17 protein-coding genes are annotated in these 15,708 nt (G+C 47.3%); 1 reads left to right on the top strand and 16 read right to left on the bottom strand.

The window, feature by feature from the left end:
• Nucleotides 1-47: 47 nt before the first annotated feature.
• The 11 genes from M1D71_RS06705 to cysT all read right to left on the bottom strand — a co-directional run bounded on the left by M1D71_RS06705 (nt 48) and on the right by cysT (nt 9,012).
• Nucleotides 48-674, bottom strand: coding sequence for an ABC-2 transporter permease (locus M1D71_RS06705; protein ID WP_458125775.1), 627 nt, complete (start codon nt 672-674; stop codon nt 48-50).
• Nucleotides 667-1,533 carry an ABC transporter ATP-binding protein gene (locus tag M1D71_RS06700; protein WP_458125774.1) on the bottom strand — a complete coding sequence of 289 codons (867 nt, stop codon included), beginning with the start codon at nt 1,531-1,533 and terminating at the stop codon, nt 667-669. Before M1D71_RS06700 ends, M1D71_RS06705 begins: the two co-directional genes overlap by 8 nt.
• A gap of 5 nt (nt 1,534-1,538) precedes the next feature.
• A complete protein-coding gene (locus tag M1D71_RS06695) occupies nt 1,539-1,913 on the bottom strand; it encodes a GntR family transcriptional regulator (protein ID WP_339185364.1) in 375 nt (124 codons plus the stop codon).
• Nucleotides 1,914-2,137: 224 nt separating this feature from the next.
• Nucleotides 2,138-2,719: an ATP-dependent Clp endopeptidase proteolytic subunit ClpP gene (gene clpP, locus M1D71_RS06690; RefSeq protein ID WP_036610761.1), complete on the bottom strand. Its 582-nt coding sequence runs from the start codon at nt 2,717-2,719 to the stop codon at nt 2,138-2,140.
• An 18-nt stretch (nt 2,720-2,737) separates the two neighbouring features.
• Nucleotides 2,738-3,610 (bottom strand): RNA polymerase sigma factor, encoded by an 873-nt coding sequence (locus tag M1D71_RS06685; RefSeq protein WP_458125773.1) that lies wholly within the window; start codon nt 3,608-3,610, stop codon nt 2,738-2,740.
• A 99-nt stretch (nt 3,611-3,709) separates the two neighbouring features.
• Entirely contained in the window at nt 3,710-4,534 is an 825-nt protein-coding gene (locus tag M1D71_RS06680; RefSeq protein ID WP_458125772.1) for an MBL fold metallo-hydrolase, read from the bottom strand.
• Between the two features lie 109 nt (nt 4,535-4,643).
• Entirely contained in the window at nt 4,644-5,090 is a 447-nt protein-coding gene (locus tag M1D71_RS06675) for a hypothetical protein (RefSeq protein WP_458125771.1), read from the bottom strand.
• Nucleotides 5,091-5,247: 157 nt separating this feature from the next.
• Nucleotides 5,248-6,312: a sulfate ABC transporter substrate-binding protein gene (locus M1D71_RS06670; protein WP_458125770.1), complete on the bottom strand. Its 1,065-nt coding sequence runs from the start codon at nt 6,310-6,312 to the stop codon at nt 5,248-5,250.
• Nucleotides 6,313-6,336: 24 nt separating this feature from the next.
• Entirely contained in the window at nt 6,337-7,401 is a 1,065-nt protein-coding gene (locus M1D71_RS06665) for a sulfate/molybdate ABC transporter ATP-binding protein (protein ID WP_458125769.1), read from the bottom strand.
• 1 nt (nt 7,402) lies between these two features.
• A complete protein-coding gene (locus tag M1D71_RS06660) occupies nt 7,403-8,200 on the bottom strand; it encodes a sulfate ABC transporter permease subunit (protein WP_145320371.1) in 798 nt (265 codons plus the stop codon).
• Nucleotides 8,197-9,012 (bottom strand): sulfate ABC transporter permease subunit CysT, encoded by an 816-nt coding sequence (gene cysT, locus M1D71_RS06655; protein WP_458125768.1) that lies wholly within the window; start codon nt 9,010-9,012, stop codon nt 8,197-8,199. Before cysT ends, M1D71_RS06660 begins: the two co-directional genes overlap by 4 nt.
• 350 nt (nt 9,013-9,362) lie before the next feature.
• On the opposite strand from cysT, the gene M1D71_RS06650 reads away from it, so the two are divergent.
• Complete coding sequence (locus M1D71_RS06650) at nt 9,363-9,764, top strand: secondary thiamine-phosphate synthase enzyme YjbQ (protein ID WP_145320375.1); 402 nt, start codon at nt 9,363-9,365, stop codon at nt 9,762-9,764.
• Nucleotides 9,765-9,959: 195 nt separating this feature from the next.
• Here M1D71_RS06650 and M1D71_RS06645 read toward each other — a convergent pair whose 3' ends face one another.
• The 5 genes from M1D71_RS06645 to tkt all read right to left on the bottom strand — a co-directional run bounded on the left by M1D71_RS06645 (nt 9,960) and on the right by tkt (nt 15,442).
• Nucleotides 9,960-10,562: a TetR/AcrR family transcriptional regulator gene (locus M1D71_RS06645; RefSeq protein WP_458125767.1), complete on the bottom strand. Its 603-nt coding sequence runs from the start codon at nt 10,560-10,562 to the stop codon at nt 9,960-9,962.
• Between the two features lie 5 nt (nt 10,563-10,567).
• Nucleotides 10,568-11,200 (bottom strand): YigZ family protein, encoded by a 633-nt coding sequence (locus tag M1D71_RS06640; RefSeq protein WP_458125766.1) that lies wholly within the window; start codon nt 11,198-11,200, stop codon nt 10,568-10,570.
• 193 nt (nt 11,201-11,393) lie between these two features.
• A complete protein-coding gene (locus M1D71_RS06635) occupies nt 11,394-12,749 on the bottom strand; it encodes a glucose-6-phosphate isomerase (protein ID WP_017689982.1) in 1,356 nt (451 codons plus the stop codon).
• Between the two features lie 182 nt (nt 12,750-12,931).
• The gene (gene ppnP / locus M1D71_RS06630; RefSeq protein WP_017689983.1) at nt 12,932-13,249 is read right to left on the bottom strand and encodes a pyrimidine/purine nucleoside phosphorylase; all 318 of its coding nucleotides are present in this window, start codon (nt 13,247-13,249) and stop codon (nt 12,932-12,934) included.
• Nucleotides 13,250-13,399: 150 nt separating this feature from the next.
• On the bottom strand, nt 13,400-15,442 hold the full coding sequence (gene tkt, locus M1D71_RS06625; protein WP_062833145.1) for a transketolase: 2,043 nt from the start codon (nt 15,440-15,442) through the stop codon (nt 13,400-13,402).
• Nucleotides 15,443-15,708: the final 266 nt, after the last annotated feature.

Below are 15,708 nucleotides of genomic sequence, written 5' to 3'. Positions count from 1 at the left end.
TGTGGCGACTTTACTGCTTATACGCTCTAACTGCACCCGCTCTCTGCTCAAAGGTCTTTTCTTGCAAACAAGCGAATGGTAATGAGATAGGACACAAAAAACAAACCTATAATGCCTACGGAAACCAACGTCATTGTCGTCGTCGTAATTATGCCGTTCTCGTTGGCCATACTCATGAAGTACGCAACGGGTTGCGCCAAAATAATCATGCAGACCATGAATATCGCATTGATGATACCAGCTCCCTTTTTGCTAAGTCCGTAGAAAAGAGGCATGTATATGGAAACTAACGCAAGCACCATGCCTAAGGAAATGACAATATCCCTAAGTGAATAATTCGGCTTGTTCAGTTCAGGATAGTTCAGGTTCACAAGCTCGTGAATTCCGTACGACGCGAACACCCCGAATAGCGCATAGACTATGGCAGACAGGTACTTTGCTTTTACAATCTGTTTGCGGCTAACGGGGAGTGTGACCAGAAAATTATGATTATGGTTCTTGATATCAATCATGGTTGCCATAATGATGGAACCAAATGCAGTATATATGCCTACAAAATACATCGACATTTCACTCTGCGGTATGAATGCGAGACTGAATACCACCAGGTATAATGCAATGATCCACAGTGAACTTTTCAGTACAATGAAGTCTTTACGAAGTAGGTTAAGCATATTTGCGTCCTCCCTTCGCCGTAAAATAAATGAGGTCTTCCAACGTAGGTCTTTGTAAAAGAGCAAACCTGCCAAATAACCGTTCGGCCTCAGCCTTATGATCCGACAAGGCTTCAAAACCAACGGCTGTCTCGCGTATTCCGATGAAATGTTTCCGAATGTCGGAATCAAGCAGATCCATATCCCCTTTTACAATCGTATACCTTTCAAGCACATCGTCTTTTGCCTCGTTGAACACCAGTTTTCCTTGATGAATAAACGTAATATAGTCTGCAATACGTTCCAGATCCGTCGTAATATGCGTCGAGAAAATAATGGACCTTGTCTCGTCCTGTATCATGTCTGCAAGCAGATCGAGCAGTTCCCGCCTAAACACAGGATCAAGTCCAGATGTCGGTTCATCCATGATCAGCAGATCCGCTTCATGCGACAAAGCTACGGCGAGAGAATACTTGATCTTCATGCCTTTGGACAGATCCTGGATTTTCTTTTTGGGAGACAATTCGAACTGATCCAAGTAGTCATTGAACGCTTTATTGTCCCATTTGGTGTAAAAAGGAGCGATCATTTGTGTCATCTCACGGATCGTTAGGTGCTCATAGTAAAAACATTCATCGGACACAATGCCGAGGCGTTGCTTGATATCAACTTCCTGATTGGGCATCTCGCTGCCCAATGTTTTGAGGTTCCCTTTATCGGGATGGATCAGACCCGTGATCATTTTGATCAGAGTACTCTTTCCCGCCCCATTCGGACCAATAAGTCCCGTGATATATCCTTTTTTCACATCCAGAGATATATTATCTACTTTAAATAAAGGATACGTTTTGGTTACATTACGTAACTCAATAGCGTTCATTATGCTTATTCCTCCTCAACCAACAATGTAAGATGATGGATTACATCCTGTGAACTCATGCCCAGTTCTTTGCTCTCACGAATCACTTCGAGCATCTTCTCTTCCAATTGTTTCATCCGCCGCTCCCGAATAAAGTCCTGATTGGCTCCGGATACGAAACTCCCTTTGCCTACAACTGAATCGATCAGTTTCTCTTTCTCCAGTTCTTCATAGACACGCTTGGTTGTAATGACACTGACCTGCAGATCCTTGGCAAGCTGACGAATGGAGGGGAGGCTATCTCCAGCGACCAATTCTCCGCTCAAAATGCTCTGTCTGATCTGGGTTAAAATCTGCATGTAGATCGGATCACTCGATGCGTTGGATATTAAAATGTTAATCTTTCCTCACCTCATTGATGTTACATCATTTTCAGTAGGTATATTGTATATATATAATATACACACTATACCTACCTATGGTCAATCTTTTTCACATTATTCTCATTTTGATTCGATCCATAGACACGGGCTAGCTAATCTGGACGACAAAAAGAGGACGTCAGTTTCCTGTTCGTCCTCTTGATTAACCAAGCCCGAAAAGTCACATGATCTCCCGGCTAATGTTATGTGCTGGATATTACCTTATCCACCAATCCATATTCGACTGCTTCAGCAGCAGTCAGGAAATAGTCTCGATCCGAGTCTTTCTCAATCCGCTCAATCGACTGTCCTGTATGGTCGGCTAACAGCTTGTTAAGACGTTGACGGTGTTGAATGATGCGGTTAGCATGAATCAACATATCCGACGCCTGCCCTCGCGTACCGCCATGCGGCTGATGGATCATGATCTCACTGTTGGGCAGAGCCATACGCTTGCCTTTTGTTCCACCCACCAGCAAGATCGTGCCAAAGCTCGCCGCCATACCTGTACAGATCGTAGAGATGTCCGGCTTCACAAATTGCATCGTGTCATAGATCGAGAATCCCGCAGTCACCGATCCACCAGGACTGTTAATGTACATCTGGATATCCTTCTCCGGGTCCTCTGCAGTCAAAAACAACAACTGGGCCACAATGGCATTCGCCATCTGATCCTCGATCTCCCCGGACACCATAATGATCCGGTCCTTGAGCAAACGTGAATAAATATCATAGCTCCGCTCTCCGCGAGCTGTCTGTTCCACTACATATGGCACTACATTCATGTGTGTCGCCTCCTCGGTTTAGGCAACCATGGTGACCGTGTATCCTCCTCCATACGACATCGAATTCGTTCCAGAAGTGGAGTACCCGTACATCATTGGCTGCATGGATGGAGACGGCAAAGCCTGCTGCAAAATCGTACCCGCCACAGCCATTGGATCATCGGTCTGATTCAGGCACAGATCAATGATTCGAGCTGTATCACCATTACGAAATGCCAGCAGATAGCTGCGCAGTTCCTCCCGATTGTTTGCCACTGTGCCTTCTTCATATTGCAATTCAGTGTCCGATTGTTCCAACTTGCGCCTCACTTCGGCTATGGCAGAGCGGGCTCGACTTAACGCTGCTTTCACTGCGCCTTCTGTCGTATCCAACATTTCCGCAGTCTCTGCCGCCTTGTAACCCATTAATTCACGTAATACATATATCGCTCGCTGCCACGGTGGTAGCTCATCTATTAGGAGTTGAACGGCAGATTCCAATTCCTCGAATTGCCTTTCTTCCTCTATTTCGTGCAGGAGTGGCTTCAAGCTGTCCAGTTTATAGGCCAATCTCTCACGCTGGCGTAAGATATCGATCCAGCTGTTGCGCGCAATACGGATCAGATAAGCTTCCCAGTTTATATCTTTGTTCATCCCGTAAGTGCCAACTACACTCGACGACAACACTTTGAGACAAGTCTCCTGAACCAGATCTTCCGTCTCTGGAACTGATTTCGTCAAAGATAAACAGTACGCATACAACGAACCCATCAGGTCGGGTAATACGGCATGGATGCTTCGGTTCAATTGATTTTGTCCAGCGTTGCCACCGGATTCAATATTGGATTTATCTTTTTTACCATCATCATGTGGTCTGTTGATTCTGCAATCCACGGACTTCACAAAGGCCATCTTGGGGGCCCCCCTTTGCTGGTTCCTGATTGATTTTGACTTACACTATGTAAACGAAAACCCCCTTGTAAAGGATACGCTCTTCTCAATTTATTTTTGTTACGCTTCGTCAAGTTGGGTTACAGATTCGTGTCCGTTATAAGGTTCAAGCGGCACCTTCATCCCGGTAAAGGCAATCGTAATACCTTGACCCAGATTATAATTCTGCCGTACATCGACGTCATGAGACATATGTGTAAAATAGGTATGACCTGGCTTCAGTTCCCGCAGCAGCTCCTGCGCCTCTCGCATATCGTACACGGAACGTGTCGAGAATTCCGCAAGCTCATGCACAAAGCTCGTTCCGAGCACCAGCAGATCCAGTCCGTGCAACGGCTCTTTCTCGGTTGCTTTCAGGTCAATGGCATCTGAACAGTACGCCCAGCTATACCCATCCCGTTCGAGTCGATACGCATAGGAATAACCGTTTTTACCGTGGCAGACCTTCCATGAATGCACCTTCCATCCTCCAAGCTGAATATCATCATCCGTTTCCAGAAAGTCCATATGACGACCCAACCAGGAAAACTGTCCCTGAATCGTAACAATCACTTCACGTGGTGCATATAAACGTCCCTTCACACCCAGCCAGCGGCACGCATCCGCCCATTCCGGCAATCCTCCAATATGGTCAAAATGCGCATGAGTGACAAGTAGCGTATGCACCATACGCAATCCCTGATCCTCCATCTGTGATCTCCAGTCTGGTCCGCAGTCAATCATGAACTGTTCATCTGCACCTTCGCCACCACCGTCAATCAGAACAGAAGAGCGTTTCCGTCTATTCTCTCCCGTAAGCCTCGCCTCTGTACATACATCGCAATCACAATACACACGTGGAACGCCCATCGCATCGCCAGTGCCCATAAATGTTAGCTGATCCAATCCGCATTCCCCCTGAATTAATGATATGTAAATTGTAATCGTCCACCCCTGTTTTTGCAAAAAAAAGACCATCCCGCTGCAGTTCTACACTGCAATTCGGGACAGTCTATTAAACCAGTGCTCGCAGTTTCAATGTCAGTTCCTGACCCGCAGGTACATCCTTCGAATCCGTAATGACCCAGTTCGACGCAAGCCGCTTCGCCAGCACCTCTGCCTGTTCCGGTTTCAATTGCAATCCGGTGACGATCCCTTCACCTACCGTGAAGTCTTTCTCCGGCTGTACTTTAAAAGCCTTTTCCAACCAGATTCCGAGTCCGCCACGCGTGTTAAAGGTAATCCGGTACCCTTCTTTTACTGCTGCTTCCAGATTTTCACCATGCTCGTCCGCATACGAGAAAAATTCGTTATATCGGTATTCCTCTTCAGATACGGCGTCAAAAGCGGAAACGTCTTTGGCTTGAATGGCTTTTAAAAGTTCTTCCTCAGGCATCCCCTTACCGCGGGCCTGCTCCAGTCGAATCGCTGTACTTTGGGATAATTTGATCTCTGAACTCATCCAACTCACACCTTCCTGCTAATACTATGTAACAATCATGATCTAGTATACCTCTATTATATCCCTTTGGCAGTAAAAAACCTCCATCTCTACTTCCATTGAAATGAAGGTTTAGTATCCACACGCCCGGTTACCTATTCGATTACATCAACAATGCTCATATTCCCGCGAGCACCTGATACCACACCCCGCGTTTGGAATACAACGTACTGCGTACCTCGTCCCATCCCCCTAGATAATTGATATCAAATAGTCCTTCTGGCGTTGGGAATGTCGACTCCGTCTGTGCAAATACATCTGGATCTACTGAACGAAAACCATGCTTGGCAAAAATGTGCTGTGCTTCTGGTGTACGCAGATATGCGACAAAAGCTTCTGCCAATTCTCGATTTCCATGTTTATCAGCATATTTATTCACCACGACTGCCGGGTTCTCAATCAGGATTGTATTCTTCGGAACGACGATGTCATAATCTACACCTTTGGCGATCCGGGCAAGCAATTCATTTTCATACGTGACAATTACATCACCGACTCCATACTCGAATGCCGCCATCGAAGAACGACCACTCTTGTCCAATGATTCCACGTTGCGATGTACCTGTTCGAGAAAAGCCTTGGCTGCGGCAGGATCTTTCTTACCCTCTTGCTCCTCCGACAGTTTCAATCCGGCACCGTAAATGGCATTAATATCCCATTGTGCGCCCCCGGATGTCTTTGGATTAGGGTAGAGCACCTTCACTCCAGGCTTGGTTAAGTCCTGGAAATCACGAATACCCAGCGGGTTGCCTGCTCTAGTACCCAGAACAACAATCGAACGGGTGATCATGCCGTCATTGGGGATCTGTTTCCAATCGGAGCTAACCAGATCAGCCTTGACCAGCTTGTCGATATCGCTCTCCATCGCGAGCAGGGCTACATCAGCCTCGAATCCACCAACGATGGCTCTTGCCTGTGTACCCGAAGCTTCATAGGATTCCTGAAAGTTAATCGTCTGTCCAGTCTTCGCTTTCCACTCCTCCTGGAATTTGGGCAACAACTCGCCTACAGCGTCTTTGGCTACACTATAAGCACCAATCACCAGTGTATTGGATGAATCGTTACCAGAGGGTTCGTTCTGTTCGCTTGACTCCTCCTGCGTGCTGCATCCAGCGGTCATGCAGACGAGCAGAAGCATGAGGGCAACATATAAAAGTATGACTTTCTTCTTCCTCGTCTGCATGGGCAGCCCCTTTCTTTCACTCGTCTAAATCATCACCGGCATCGGATCTTCCTTCAGTCGGTTCTCAACGACCCAACTGTTCGAATCATTGAACAGATAGGCACGATGCACAAGGACCCGAATTGGTTGGCCGATCTCCAATGTCGTTTTCTCCAGAGAACGATACGTAATTAACTTGTGACCCTGCACTTCCACCTCTACCATCCATTCACTTCCGCGGAAATGAAGATGTTTGACTGTACCTTTTTCCGTAGCAGACAGCATGGTGAACTCGTTTTTCAAACCGATCTCAATATATTCTGGTCGGATCAGCGCTCGTGTAGCTTCACCCTCAACCGCATGTTCGAAACCTTTCAGCTGTGAAGCATCCTCCACAACCGTTGACTCCCCGATAAATGTAGCGACAAAAGGTGTCTGCGGGTTTTTGTAGATATCCCAAGGTGTGCCTTTCTGTTCGAGACGCCCCTGACTGATGATCATGATTTCGTCCGCCACTTCAATCGCTTCATCCTGGTCATGCGTTACAAATATCGAAGTGATCCCTACACGCTCGATTAGCTCCCGCAACCATGAACGCAGTTCCTGACGGATCTTGGCATCAATGGCTGCGAACGGTTCATCCAGCAATAACAGCTGCGGCTCAGGAGCAAGTGCTCTGGCAAAAGCCACACGCTGACGCTGCCCACCAGACAGCTGATGTGGATAGCGCTGTTCGAAACCTTTTAACCCAGTCAGCTCAACGAGTTCCATAACCCGATCACGGATCTGGGCTTTTGGCGTCTTCTTGACCTTGAGTCCAAAGGCGATATTCTCAAATACCGTCATATGTTTGAACAAGGCATAGTTCTGGAATACGAATCCGATGCCCCGCTCCTGTGGAGGCAGATGGTTCACGACTTTTCCGTGAAAACGAATCTCTCCGGAACCCGGATTCTCCAGACCCGCAAGCATCCGCAGAATGGACGTCTTTCCGCCCCCGCTGGGTCCAAGCAGACCGATCAGATGGCCTTTGGCAATATCGAATGAGACATCTTTTACCGCATGAAAATCACCGAAATGTTTGTTCAAGTCACGGACTTCTACATGCATATCAATGCACTTCCTTTCGCTTCTTGGCCCATTCCATCATAAGCAGTAACCCGACGGAGAAGGTGACCAGCACCAATGCCACACCATTTGCGGCAGCAACATTAAAATTCTCTACATCCTGATACACCAGCGTTGTTGCTGTCTGCGTTTTGTTCATAATATTACCGGATACGACCAGCACTGCACCGAATTCCCCGAGTGAACGCGCAACCGTCAAGACAAGACCGTACACTACTGCCCAGCGGATCGAAGGCCAGGTCACACTCCAGAACGTTCTCCAACCGTAGGCGCCCAATGTGGATGCGGCTTCCTCTTGCTGTGAACCGAGTTCCTGCAGGACAGGCATGACCTCTCTGACCATCAGTGGAAAGGTAACAAATAACGTTGCGATCACCATACCCGGGAAGGCATAGACCACATTGAATCCAATTCCTTCAAAAAATGCGCCCATAATGCTGTTAGGTCCCAGCATCAAAACAATCATCAAGCCGCCAATGACAGGAGATACGGCATAAGGCAGGTCTACGATACTGTTCAGCAGCCCCTTTACCCGTTCACTCAGCCACCCGGCACGAACCAGATACAGGGCCATCATGATACCAAACAATGTATTTAACAGGGTGACCACCAGGACAACCAGCCCGGTCATCATCAAGGCATGTAGCGCCTCAGGACGCATCAGCCCTTTCAGGAATCCCCCTGCCCCGTCTTCAAATGCGCCAATAAAAATGCGTCCGAGCGGGATGATCAGCAGTACGATAAATACCGCAAACGTCAGTCCGATTAATAGTCTTCTCATCGTCTTCTCCCCCGCATCTGCACCAGATTGATCAGCCAGAGGATCAGGAAGGAGAGCGTCAGAAGTATTACGGATACAGCAGCGGCTCCCGTTGGATTATCACTTTCAATCTCCCCGTAGATAAATACGGAAGCAGTCAGTGTTCTTCCCGGAATGTTACCAGCCACCAGCACGACAGCCCCGAATTCAGCGAGTCCTCTGGAGAAAGCCAACATCCCCCCGCTGATCATGCCAGGAGCCATAGACGGCAGAATCACCTGCATGAACGTGCGAGCCTTGGATGCCCCCATCGTGTACGAGGCCTCTTCTTCGGAAGGATCAATTTCTTCAAGCAATGGTTGCACCGCACGGATCACAAACGGAAACGTGACAAAGGTCATCGCGATAACAATGGCAGGTTGATGAAACACAATCTCGAATCCCATCGATTCTGCCAATTTCCCGATGACACTGACCGGACCCAAAAGTAGCATAATCATTAAGCCGCCCACCGCTGTTGGCAGTGCAAACGGGAGGTCGACCAGGCTGTTGAGAAACGATCTGCCGACAAAGCGATACCGCGTCAGCACCCAGGCGATCATCGTGCCCAGCACCACATTAATCAACGTGGCTATCACGGCCAGCCGAATGGTCAGCAGTACGGCTTTCCACGCGATCGGATCCATAATGCTCTGAACAAAGTTACTCCATCCTTCGGAGAAGGAATTGACGTACACACCGATGATTGGAAGTACAATAAGTACGATAAAATATAACAATACGGTACTGCGAAATCCCCAAGTCCATCCTTTATGACGAAGAACGGTATTCATTGCTGCGTTCCCTCCCAGCCTCCGGCTATAGTTCCGGTCGGCAGTCTCCCTGCTTCAATACGACATTTTTCCTAAGTTGGATTATATTACTTTAATATTATTCCCATTAGTCTACTTGGTTTTTTGCTTTTCTGATACTTTACCAGTTTGCAGTGCTAATCGTCAATGCTTTTGTTGTATATTATTGGGCCTTATATGAGATCGATTAATAAAAATCTCTTCAGGTTATTTCTGTCCTCTCCGTTATGATGCGATTTGCTTTTTTCACCTTGCATATGTGGTTTGTTTGGTATGTAGTGGTTAAGGTACAATCGAGGGTAAGAAATGAGATGATAAGGAGCGATTCTAACATGTTATATACGAAGAACATATCCACTTCCACACGAGATGAAATGAAAGATATCACGCGGGACGTGAAGCAGGTTGTCCAGAGTAGCGGGGTGCAGAATGGGACAGTGCTCATCTATTGTCCTCATACGACAGCCGGTATTGCCATCAACGAAAATGCAGACCCGGATGTGAAACACGATGTATTGTTGCGTTTGGACGAAGTGTACCCTTGGGAGCACCCCGAGTATCGACACGCCGAAGGCAATACAGCCTCTCACCTCAAATCGATCACAACGGGGCCATCCCAGACGGTGATTATTCATGAGGGCAGGCTGCTGCTTGGCCGATGGCAAGGCATTTACTTTTGTGAATTCGATGGACCACGTGAGCGGGAGTACTTCCTCAAAATCATGGAAGGCTAGAGTCAGCCCAACAGAACAGACCTGACTTTAACTCAATTATCTTTGCAAACACAAACAGGCGGTCCACCCTCATTTCGGGTCGGAGCCGCCTGACTTGGTCTTTGGCGCATAATGACTTTCGCAAGACAACGTTATAAAGAATTAAAGTTATGACAAATCACCGCCCTGAAGTGTAGGGGTGCAACAATAGCGCCATTATTGGACGCCAGGCTGCTGACGCAGATTGCGGCACAGCACTTTGACATGAGATAGCGCAGACGATTCAATCTCCACAAACGTTAAACGGTCCTGAATGTAATAAGAAATGAATCCGTGCATAGCCAAAAATAGCGTACGCGGTACCCTTTGAATATCCTCTTCCGTACAGTTCTCTTCATTCATGTACTGCCTTATAATCGATGCAAACAATTCGAAACAACGTCCCTGTTCGGTACGACAATAAGACAACAGTTCTTCGTCCCTGATCATAAACATAATTTCGTATTGATATGGATTCTCCAGACCAAAGCGAATAAACTCCATCATAATGTGCTCTACCTTGCTCACATCATCACAAACCGGCCTGACCATGGCTTGCAGCAGCAAATGCCCCAGATGATTGAAATCTTCAACCACGATGGCATAGAACAGCTCTGCCTTTTCCTTAAAGTGATAATACAGCGACCCATGACTATAGCCCAGATGCTGGCCGATGCTTCGCATCGAAATGGCGCGGTATCCTTTGGTAATAAAAAGGTGCCTCGCCGCCTCCAGTATCCGCTCCCTCGACAACTCCTGTTCGACTGCTCTTCTAGCCATATATTTTATTCCCCTTCAATAAAATAAAGCCGCTGTCCCTCCGTGATCCGGGATTGCCCTTGCGTCAAATCCGTGATCCAGGCTACAAAAGCCTCGGTTTCACTATCCGGCGGAAGACAAGTCAACGTAACCTTATCGGTGAATCCAGTTTCACCTGTACGGACTTCCCGGCTTCTTAACTCATTTTCCACTTTACCCAGCCACGTATAATCCAGTTCAACAAACACTTCACGATGCAGCACGTTGGTAATGACTTCTCCGGCTTCAATGGCTGCTACAGCCCCGTCCGTATAAGCGCGAATTAACCCACCGGCTCCAAGCATTATTCCCCCGAAGTAGCGCGTAACCACAATCGCCACATTTTTTAATTTCTGATTTTTGATCACTTCAAGAATGGGTTTCCCTGCTGTTCCGCTTGGTTCCCCGTCATCAGATTGCTTCTGAATCTCATCCCGCTCCCCAATCATGTACGCAGAGCAGTTGTGAGTCGCATTCCAATGTTTTTTCTTGATCTCATCGATAAAGGCAACGGCCTCTTCCTCTGTCGTGACCGGCATAATATGACCGATAAATCGAGACTTTTTGATTACGATTTCCAGATTGCCCGGTCCTCGAACCGTGCGATAACGTTCAATCATTGCAAATCCAACTTTCTGATCTTTTCCTTAGTTCAGCTTTCCCCTTGTCCATTTTACAAGAAAGCAGTTCCCCGCGCGAACGCGGACGAACTGCCCTGGTTATCTACAGCCGGAGAATTCTGCATCTTACACGAACAGTAATTCCCCAATAGATTTATATTACCTTATTTAACTATATGAGCAGACCGATGAATTATTCGGAAAGTCTCGCTTCGAGCGCTGCTTTCTCTTCTTCAAAGCCTGGTTTACCCAACAATGCGAACATATTTTTCTTGTATGCTTCCACGCCTGGTTGGTCAAATGGATTGACGCCCAGCAGGTAGCCACTGATGCCGCATGCTTTTTCAAAGAAGTATACCAGATATCCGAAAGAATATGGAGTCATATCTGGAATGTTCACAATCAGGTTTGGCACTTGACCATCTGTATGTGCAAGCAGTGTTCCCTGGAACGCTTTTTTGTTAACAAAGTCCATGGTTTTGCCTTCAAGGAAGTTCAGTCCATCCAGATCGTCCGGATCGGATTTGATCGAGATATGCTCAGCCACTTCAGTAACCTGGATAACAGTTTCGAAGATATTCCGGCTACCTTCCTGGATGAATTGACCCATGGAGTGCAAGTCTGTAGAGAAATCAACGGATGCAGGATAGATCCCTTTGTAGTCTTTACCTTCACTCTCTCCGAACAGTTGTTTCCACCACTCGGACACGAAGTGCAGGGATGGCTCATAGTTTACAAGGATCTCTGTACCTTTACCTTTGCGATACAAGGCGTTACGAACAGCAGCATATTGATATGCTTCATTCTCAGCTACGTTCGGGTTGCTGTATTCTTTGGATGCGTCAGCCGCACCTTGCATCATTTCTTCGATGCTGATACCAGCTGCTGCGATTGGCAGCAAACCTACAGCCGTCAGAACGGAGTAACGTCCACCTACATCATCCGGGATAATGAAAGATTCGTATCCTTCTGCATTCGCCAGTTCTTTCAATGCACCGCGCGCTTTGTCTGTTGTAGCATAGATGCGTTTGCGAGCTTCTTCTTTACCATATTTCTCTTCCAAAGCTGCACGGAAGATACGGAATGCAATTGCCGGCTCTGTTGTTGTACCCGATTTGGAAATGACGTTGACGGAGAAATCTTTGCCTTCAACCAGATCCAGCAAGTGCGTTACATATGTGGAACTGATATTGTTTCCTGCAAAATAGATTTCAGGCGTTTTGCGTTTGTCTTTTGGCAGATTGTTATAGAACGAGTGTGTCAGCATTTCAATTGCTGCACGTGCACCCAGGTATGATCCACCAATACCGATAACGATCAGCACTTCGGAGTCACTTTGGATTTTGGCAGCTGCTTTTTGAATGCGGGCGAACTCTTCTTTGTCATAAGCCGTCGGCAGGTCAATCCAGCCCAGATAGTCGGAGCCTGTTCCTGTTCCGTTGTGAAGCTGTTCGTGAGCCAAACGAATCGGTTCAGCGAAATAGTCCACTTCGTGCTGATTTACAAATTGCAATGCCGTGCTATAGTCAAATGTCACTTTTTTTGCCATGATCTCAAAAACCTCCTGATTTCGGTTATATTTTTCCGTATTCCATTCTAAACAACTTGCCTTAAGGATACTTCAAATCCACGGGGCTGACAAGCTTGCAGCTCGAACTTTGTCGTTAGAATTCAAGAAGCAAAAAGGGTAAACCGAATCCGCGGGTTGCGGTTCTGCTTACCCTTCTTATGTTATTCCGCCGGGTACGAGCAGACGTAGTCAGTAACGCTGCGTATCTCCAGTTTAAATTTGGATTCGGCAGGCACGTGGAACGTAGCTTGGCCTTGAATCTCTTGCCACTCTTCTTCTCCGGGAAGCAATACTTTCAGATCTCCGGACAGAATCTCCATAATTTCACGGGAATCCGTACCGAACTCATAACTGCCTGGAAGCATGATGCCCAGAGTCACTTTGCTGCCATCCCCCAAAATAACCGTTCTGCTGGTTACCTGACCATCATAATAAATGTTGGCCTCTTTCACTACACTGACTTGATCGAATTGTGACATGCGTACCCGCTCCCCTGAAGTTAATGAAAACAAAAGGCAAAACAGATCAGGGCGATAACGAGTTACCGCCCATGCTCTGCGGAAATAACTTACTGCCATGGATCAGGACAGCATGAAGCTTTCCCGACCATAGCAGCGCTTATGAAGCTATTACAGCAATGCTTTTACGCGGCTAACCACGTTGTCCACTGTAAAGCCATATTCTTGGATAACACGGTCGCCAGGCGCGGATGCACCGAATGTGCTGATTCCGAGAATGTCACCTTGATCTCCAACATATTTCTCCCAGCCCATTGGATAAGCCATTTCAATCGCAAGACGAGCTTTAACATCCGGAAGAAGAACGGACTCTCTATAAGCTTTGTCTTGTTTCTCGAACAGATCCCAGCTTGGCATGCTGATTACGCGAACTTGGATGCCTTGTTCAGCAAGTGCTGCTTGAGCTTTAACAGCCAATTGCACTTCAGAACCTGTAGCGATGATTTGTGCTACCGCTTTGCCATCTTTTGCATCAGAGACAACATAAGCACCACGTTTCACGTTCTCACGTGAACCTTCAACCGTACCTTCCAGGATCGGCAGGTTTTGACGAGTGAGTACGAGTGCAACCGGGTTGCTCTTGTTCTCAAGCGCGTAAGCCCAAGCAGCCGAAGTTTCATTACCATCAGCCGGACGAATAACCGTCAGGTTAGGAATGATACGCAGGGATGCCAGTTGCTCGATTGGTTCGTGCGTAGGACCATCTTCACCGACAGCGATACTGTCGTGAGTCAGAACATACGTTACAGGCAGTCCCATCAGGGCAGCCAGACGAACAGCCGGACGCAGGTAATCGGTAAATACGAAGAACGTACCTCCGAATACTTTCACACCGCTGTGCAGTGCCATACCGTTCATTGCTCCAGCCATACCGAATTCACGGATACCGAAGTAGATGTTACGACCGGAGTAATCTTCAGGTGTGAAGTTCTCCAGGTTGTTCAAGTGAGTCATTGTGGAGCTTTCCAAGTCAGCAGATCCACCTGTCAGTTGTGGCACGTTGTGCGCCAGACCGTTCAGAGCGTTACCGGATGCTACACGAGTGGAAAGAGCTTTGTCTGTTGCTGCATATTTAGGAAGATCACGGTCCCAACCTTCTGGAAGGTCGCCGTTAATCGCTGTTTCGAATTGAGCTGCCAACTCAGGGAATGCTTTTTTGTACTCGGCAAATTTCTCGTCCCAAGCTTTGTTAGCAGAGATACCACGATCTTTCACTTGTGCAAAATGATCGCGAACTTCAGCTGGTACGTGGAAGTTTTCTTCATAAACCCATTTGTAATACTCTTTAGTCAATTTGGCTTCGTCTGCACCCAGTGGTGATCCGTGAGTACCGCCGTGGCCGCCTTTACCTTGTTTGTTCGGGCTACCATAACCGATAACCGTTTTAACTTCGATCAGTGTAGGACGCAGTGTATCTGCTTGACCTTCCTGAATGGCTTTTTCGATTGCAGGCAGATCGTTACCGTCTTCAACGCGCAGCACTTGCCAGCCATAAGCTTCAAAACGCTTCGCGATGCTTTCGGAAGAAGACAGATCCAATTTACCATCCAACGTGATGTCATTGGAGTCGAACAACATGATCAGTTTGCCCAGGTGCAAACGTCCAGCCAGGGAAGCTGATTCATGGGATACGCCTTCCATCAAGTCACCATCACCACAGATTGCGTAAGTGTAGTGGTCAACCACGTTGAATTTGTCTTTATTGTATGTTGCGCCCAATTGAGCTTCAGCCATCGCCATACCTACAGCCATTGCAATACCTTGACCCAGTGGGCCGGTTGTTGCATCAACACCTGCAGTATGTCCGAATTCCGGGTGACCCGGTGTTTTGCTTCCCCATTGACGGAACTGTTTCAGTTCTTCCATTGGAAGATCATATCCGCTCAGGTGCAGCAAGCTGTACAGCAACATGGAGCCGTGTCCTGCAGACAGGACAAAACGGTCCCGGTTAACCCAAGTTGGGTGGTCCGGGTTATGAGTCATCGTTTTTGCAAAAAGTTGGTACCCCATTGGAGCGGAGCCCATAGGCATACCCGGATGTCCGGAATTTGCCTTCTCAATTGCATCAATCGCCAAAGTACGTACGGTAGTAATCGACAGGTTGTCGATTGTAGTGTTCTCGTCCTTTTGAATCGCTTCGTTCTTGTCAGTCATGGTTTGTCCTCCTCATGTCTTTAGATAAGTCGGGTGCGCAAGCGAATCCCTCTCATCATACAAGCAAACCGAATTTCACAATAAGTGAATCCGCTTGAGTGTTTCATTTTGACTTATTCACTTTTGTATTGTATCACTTGGCGTGAAGCTTTTCCATAACCTTCTTTTAGAAGTTCTGAAAAATCGGTTGTTTGTGATGAATAATCCTTTGCCTATCAAGCAAAAATCGTACTGAACAAGGCACTTGAATCCAAAAACAGACTTAA

The organism is Paenibacillus sp. Z3-2 (genome assembly GCF_054161325.1).
Note: the sequence above shows the minus strand (reverse complement) of the source record. Positions and strands in the feature narration are given on the sequence as shown.

Bases quoted from the DNA above. Each gene is read 5' to 3' on its own strand.
- M1D71_RS06705 (WP_458125775.1), bottom strand. From the start codon at position 674: ATGCTTAACCTACTTCGTAAAGACTTCATTGTACTGAAAAGTTCACTG.
- M1D71_RS06700 (WP_458125774.1), bottom strand. From the start codon at position 1,533: ATGAACGCTATTGAGTTACGTAATGTAACCAAAACGTATCCTTTATTT.
- clpP (WP_036610761.1), bottom strand. From the start codon at position 2,719: ATGAATGTAGTGCCATATGTAGTGGAACAGACAGCTCGCGGAGAGCGG.
- M1D71_RS06685 (WP_458125773.1), bottom strand. From the start codon at position 3,610: ATGGCCTTTGTGAAGTCCGTGGATTGCAGAATCAACAGACCACATGAT.
- M1D71_RS06675 (WP_458125771.1), bottom strand. From the start codon at position 5,090: ATGAGTTCAGAGATCAAATTATCCCAAAGTACAGCGATTCGACTGGAG.
- M1D71_RS06670 (WP_458125770.1), bottom strand. From the start codon at position 6,312: ATGCAGACGAGGAAGAAGAAAGTCATACTTTTATATGTTGCCCTCATG.
- M1D71_RS06665 (WP_458125769.1), bottom strand. From the start codon at position 7,401: ATGCATGTAGAAGTCCGTGACTTGAACAAACATTTCGGTGATTTTCAT.
- M1D71_RS06660 (WP_145320371.1), bottom strand. From the start codon at position 8,200: ATGAGAAGACTATTAATCGGACTGACGTTTGCGGTATTTATCGTACTG.
- cysT (WP_458125768.1), bottom strand. From the start codon at position 9,012: ATGAATACCGTTCTTCGTCATAAAGGATGGACTTGGGGATTTCGCAGT.
- M1D71_RS06650 (WP_145320375.1), top strand. From the start codon at position 9,363: ATGTTATATACGAAGAACATATCCACTTCCACACGAGATGAAATGAAA.
- M1D71_RS06645 (WP_458125767.1), bottom strand. From the start codon at position 10,562: ATGGCTAGAAGAGCAGTCGAACAGGAGTTGTCGAGGGAGCGGATACTG.
- M1D71_RS06640 (WP_458125766.1), bottom strand. From the start codon at position 11,200: ATGATTGAACGTTATCGCACGGTTCGAGGACCGGGCAATCTGGAAATC.
- M1D71_RS06635 (WP_017689982.1), bottom strand. From the start codon at position 12,749: ATGGCAAAAAAAGTGACATTTGACTATAGCACGGCATTGCAATTTGTA.
- ppnP (WP_017689983.1), bottom strand. From the start codon at position 13,249: ATGTCACAATTCGATCAAGTCAGTGTAGTGAAAGAGGCCAACATTTAT.
- tkt (WP_062833145.1), bottom strand. From the start codon at position 15,442: ATGACTGACAAGAACGAAGCGATTCAAAAGGACGAGAACACTACAATC.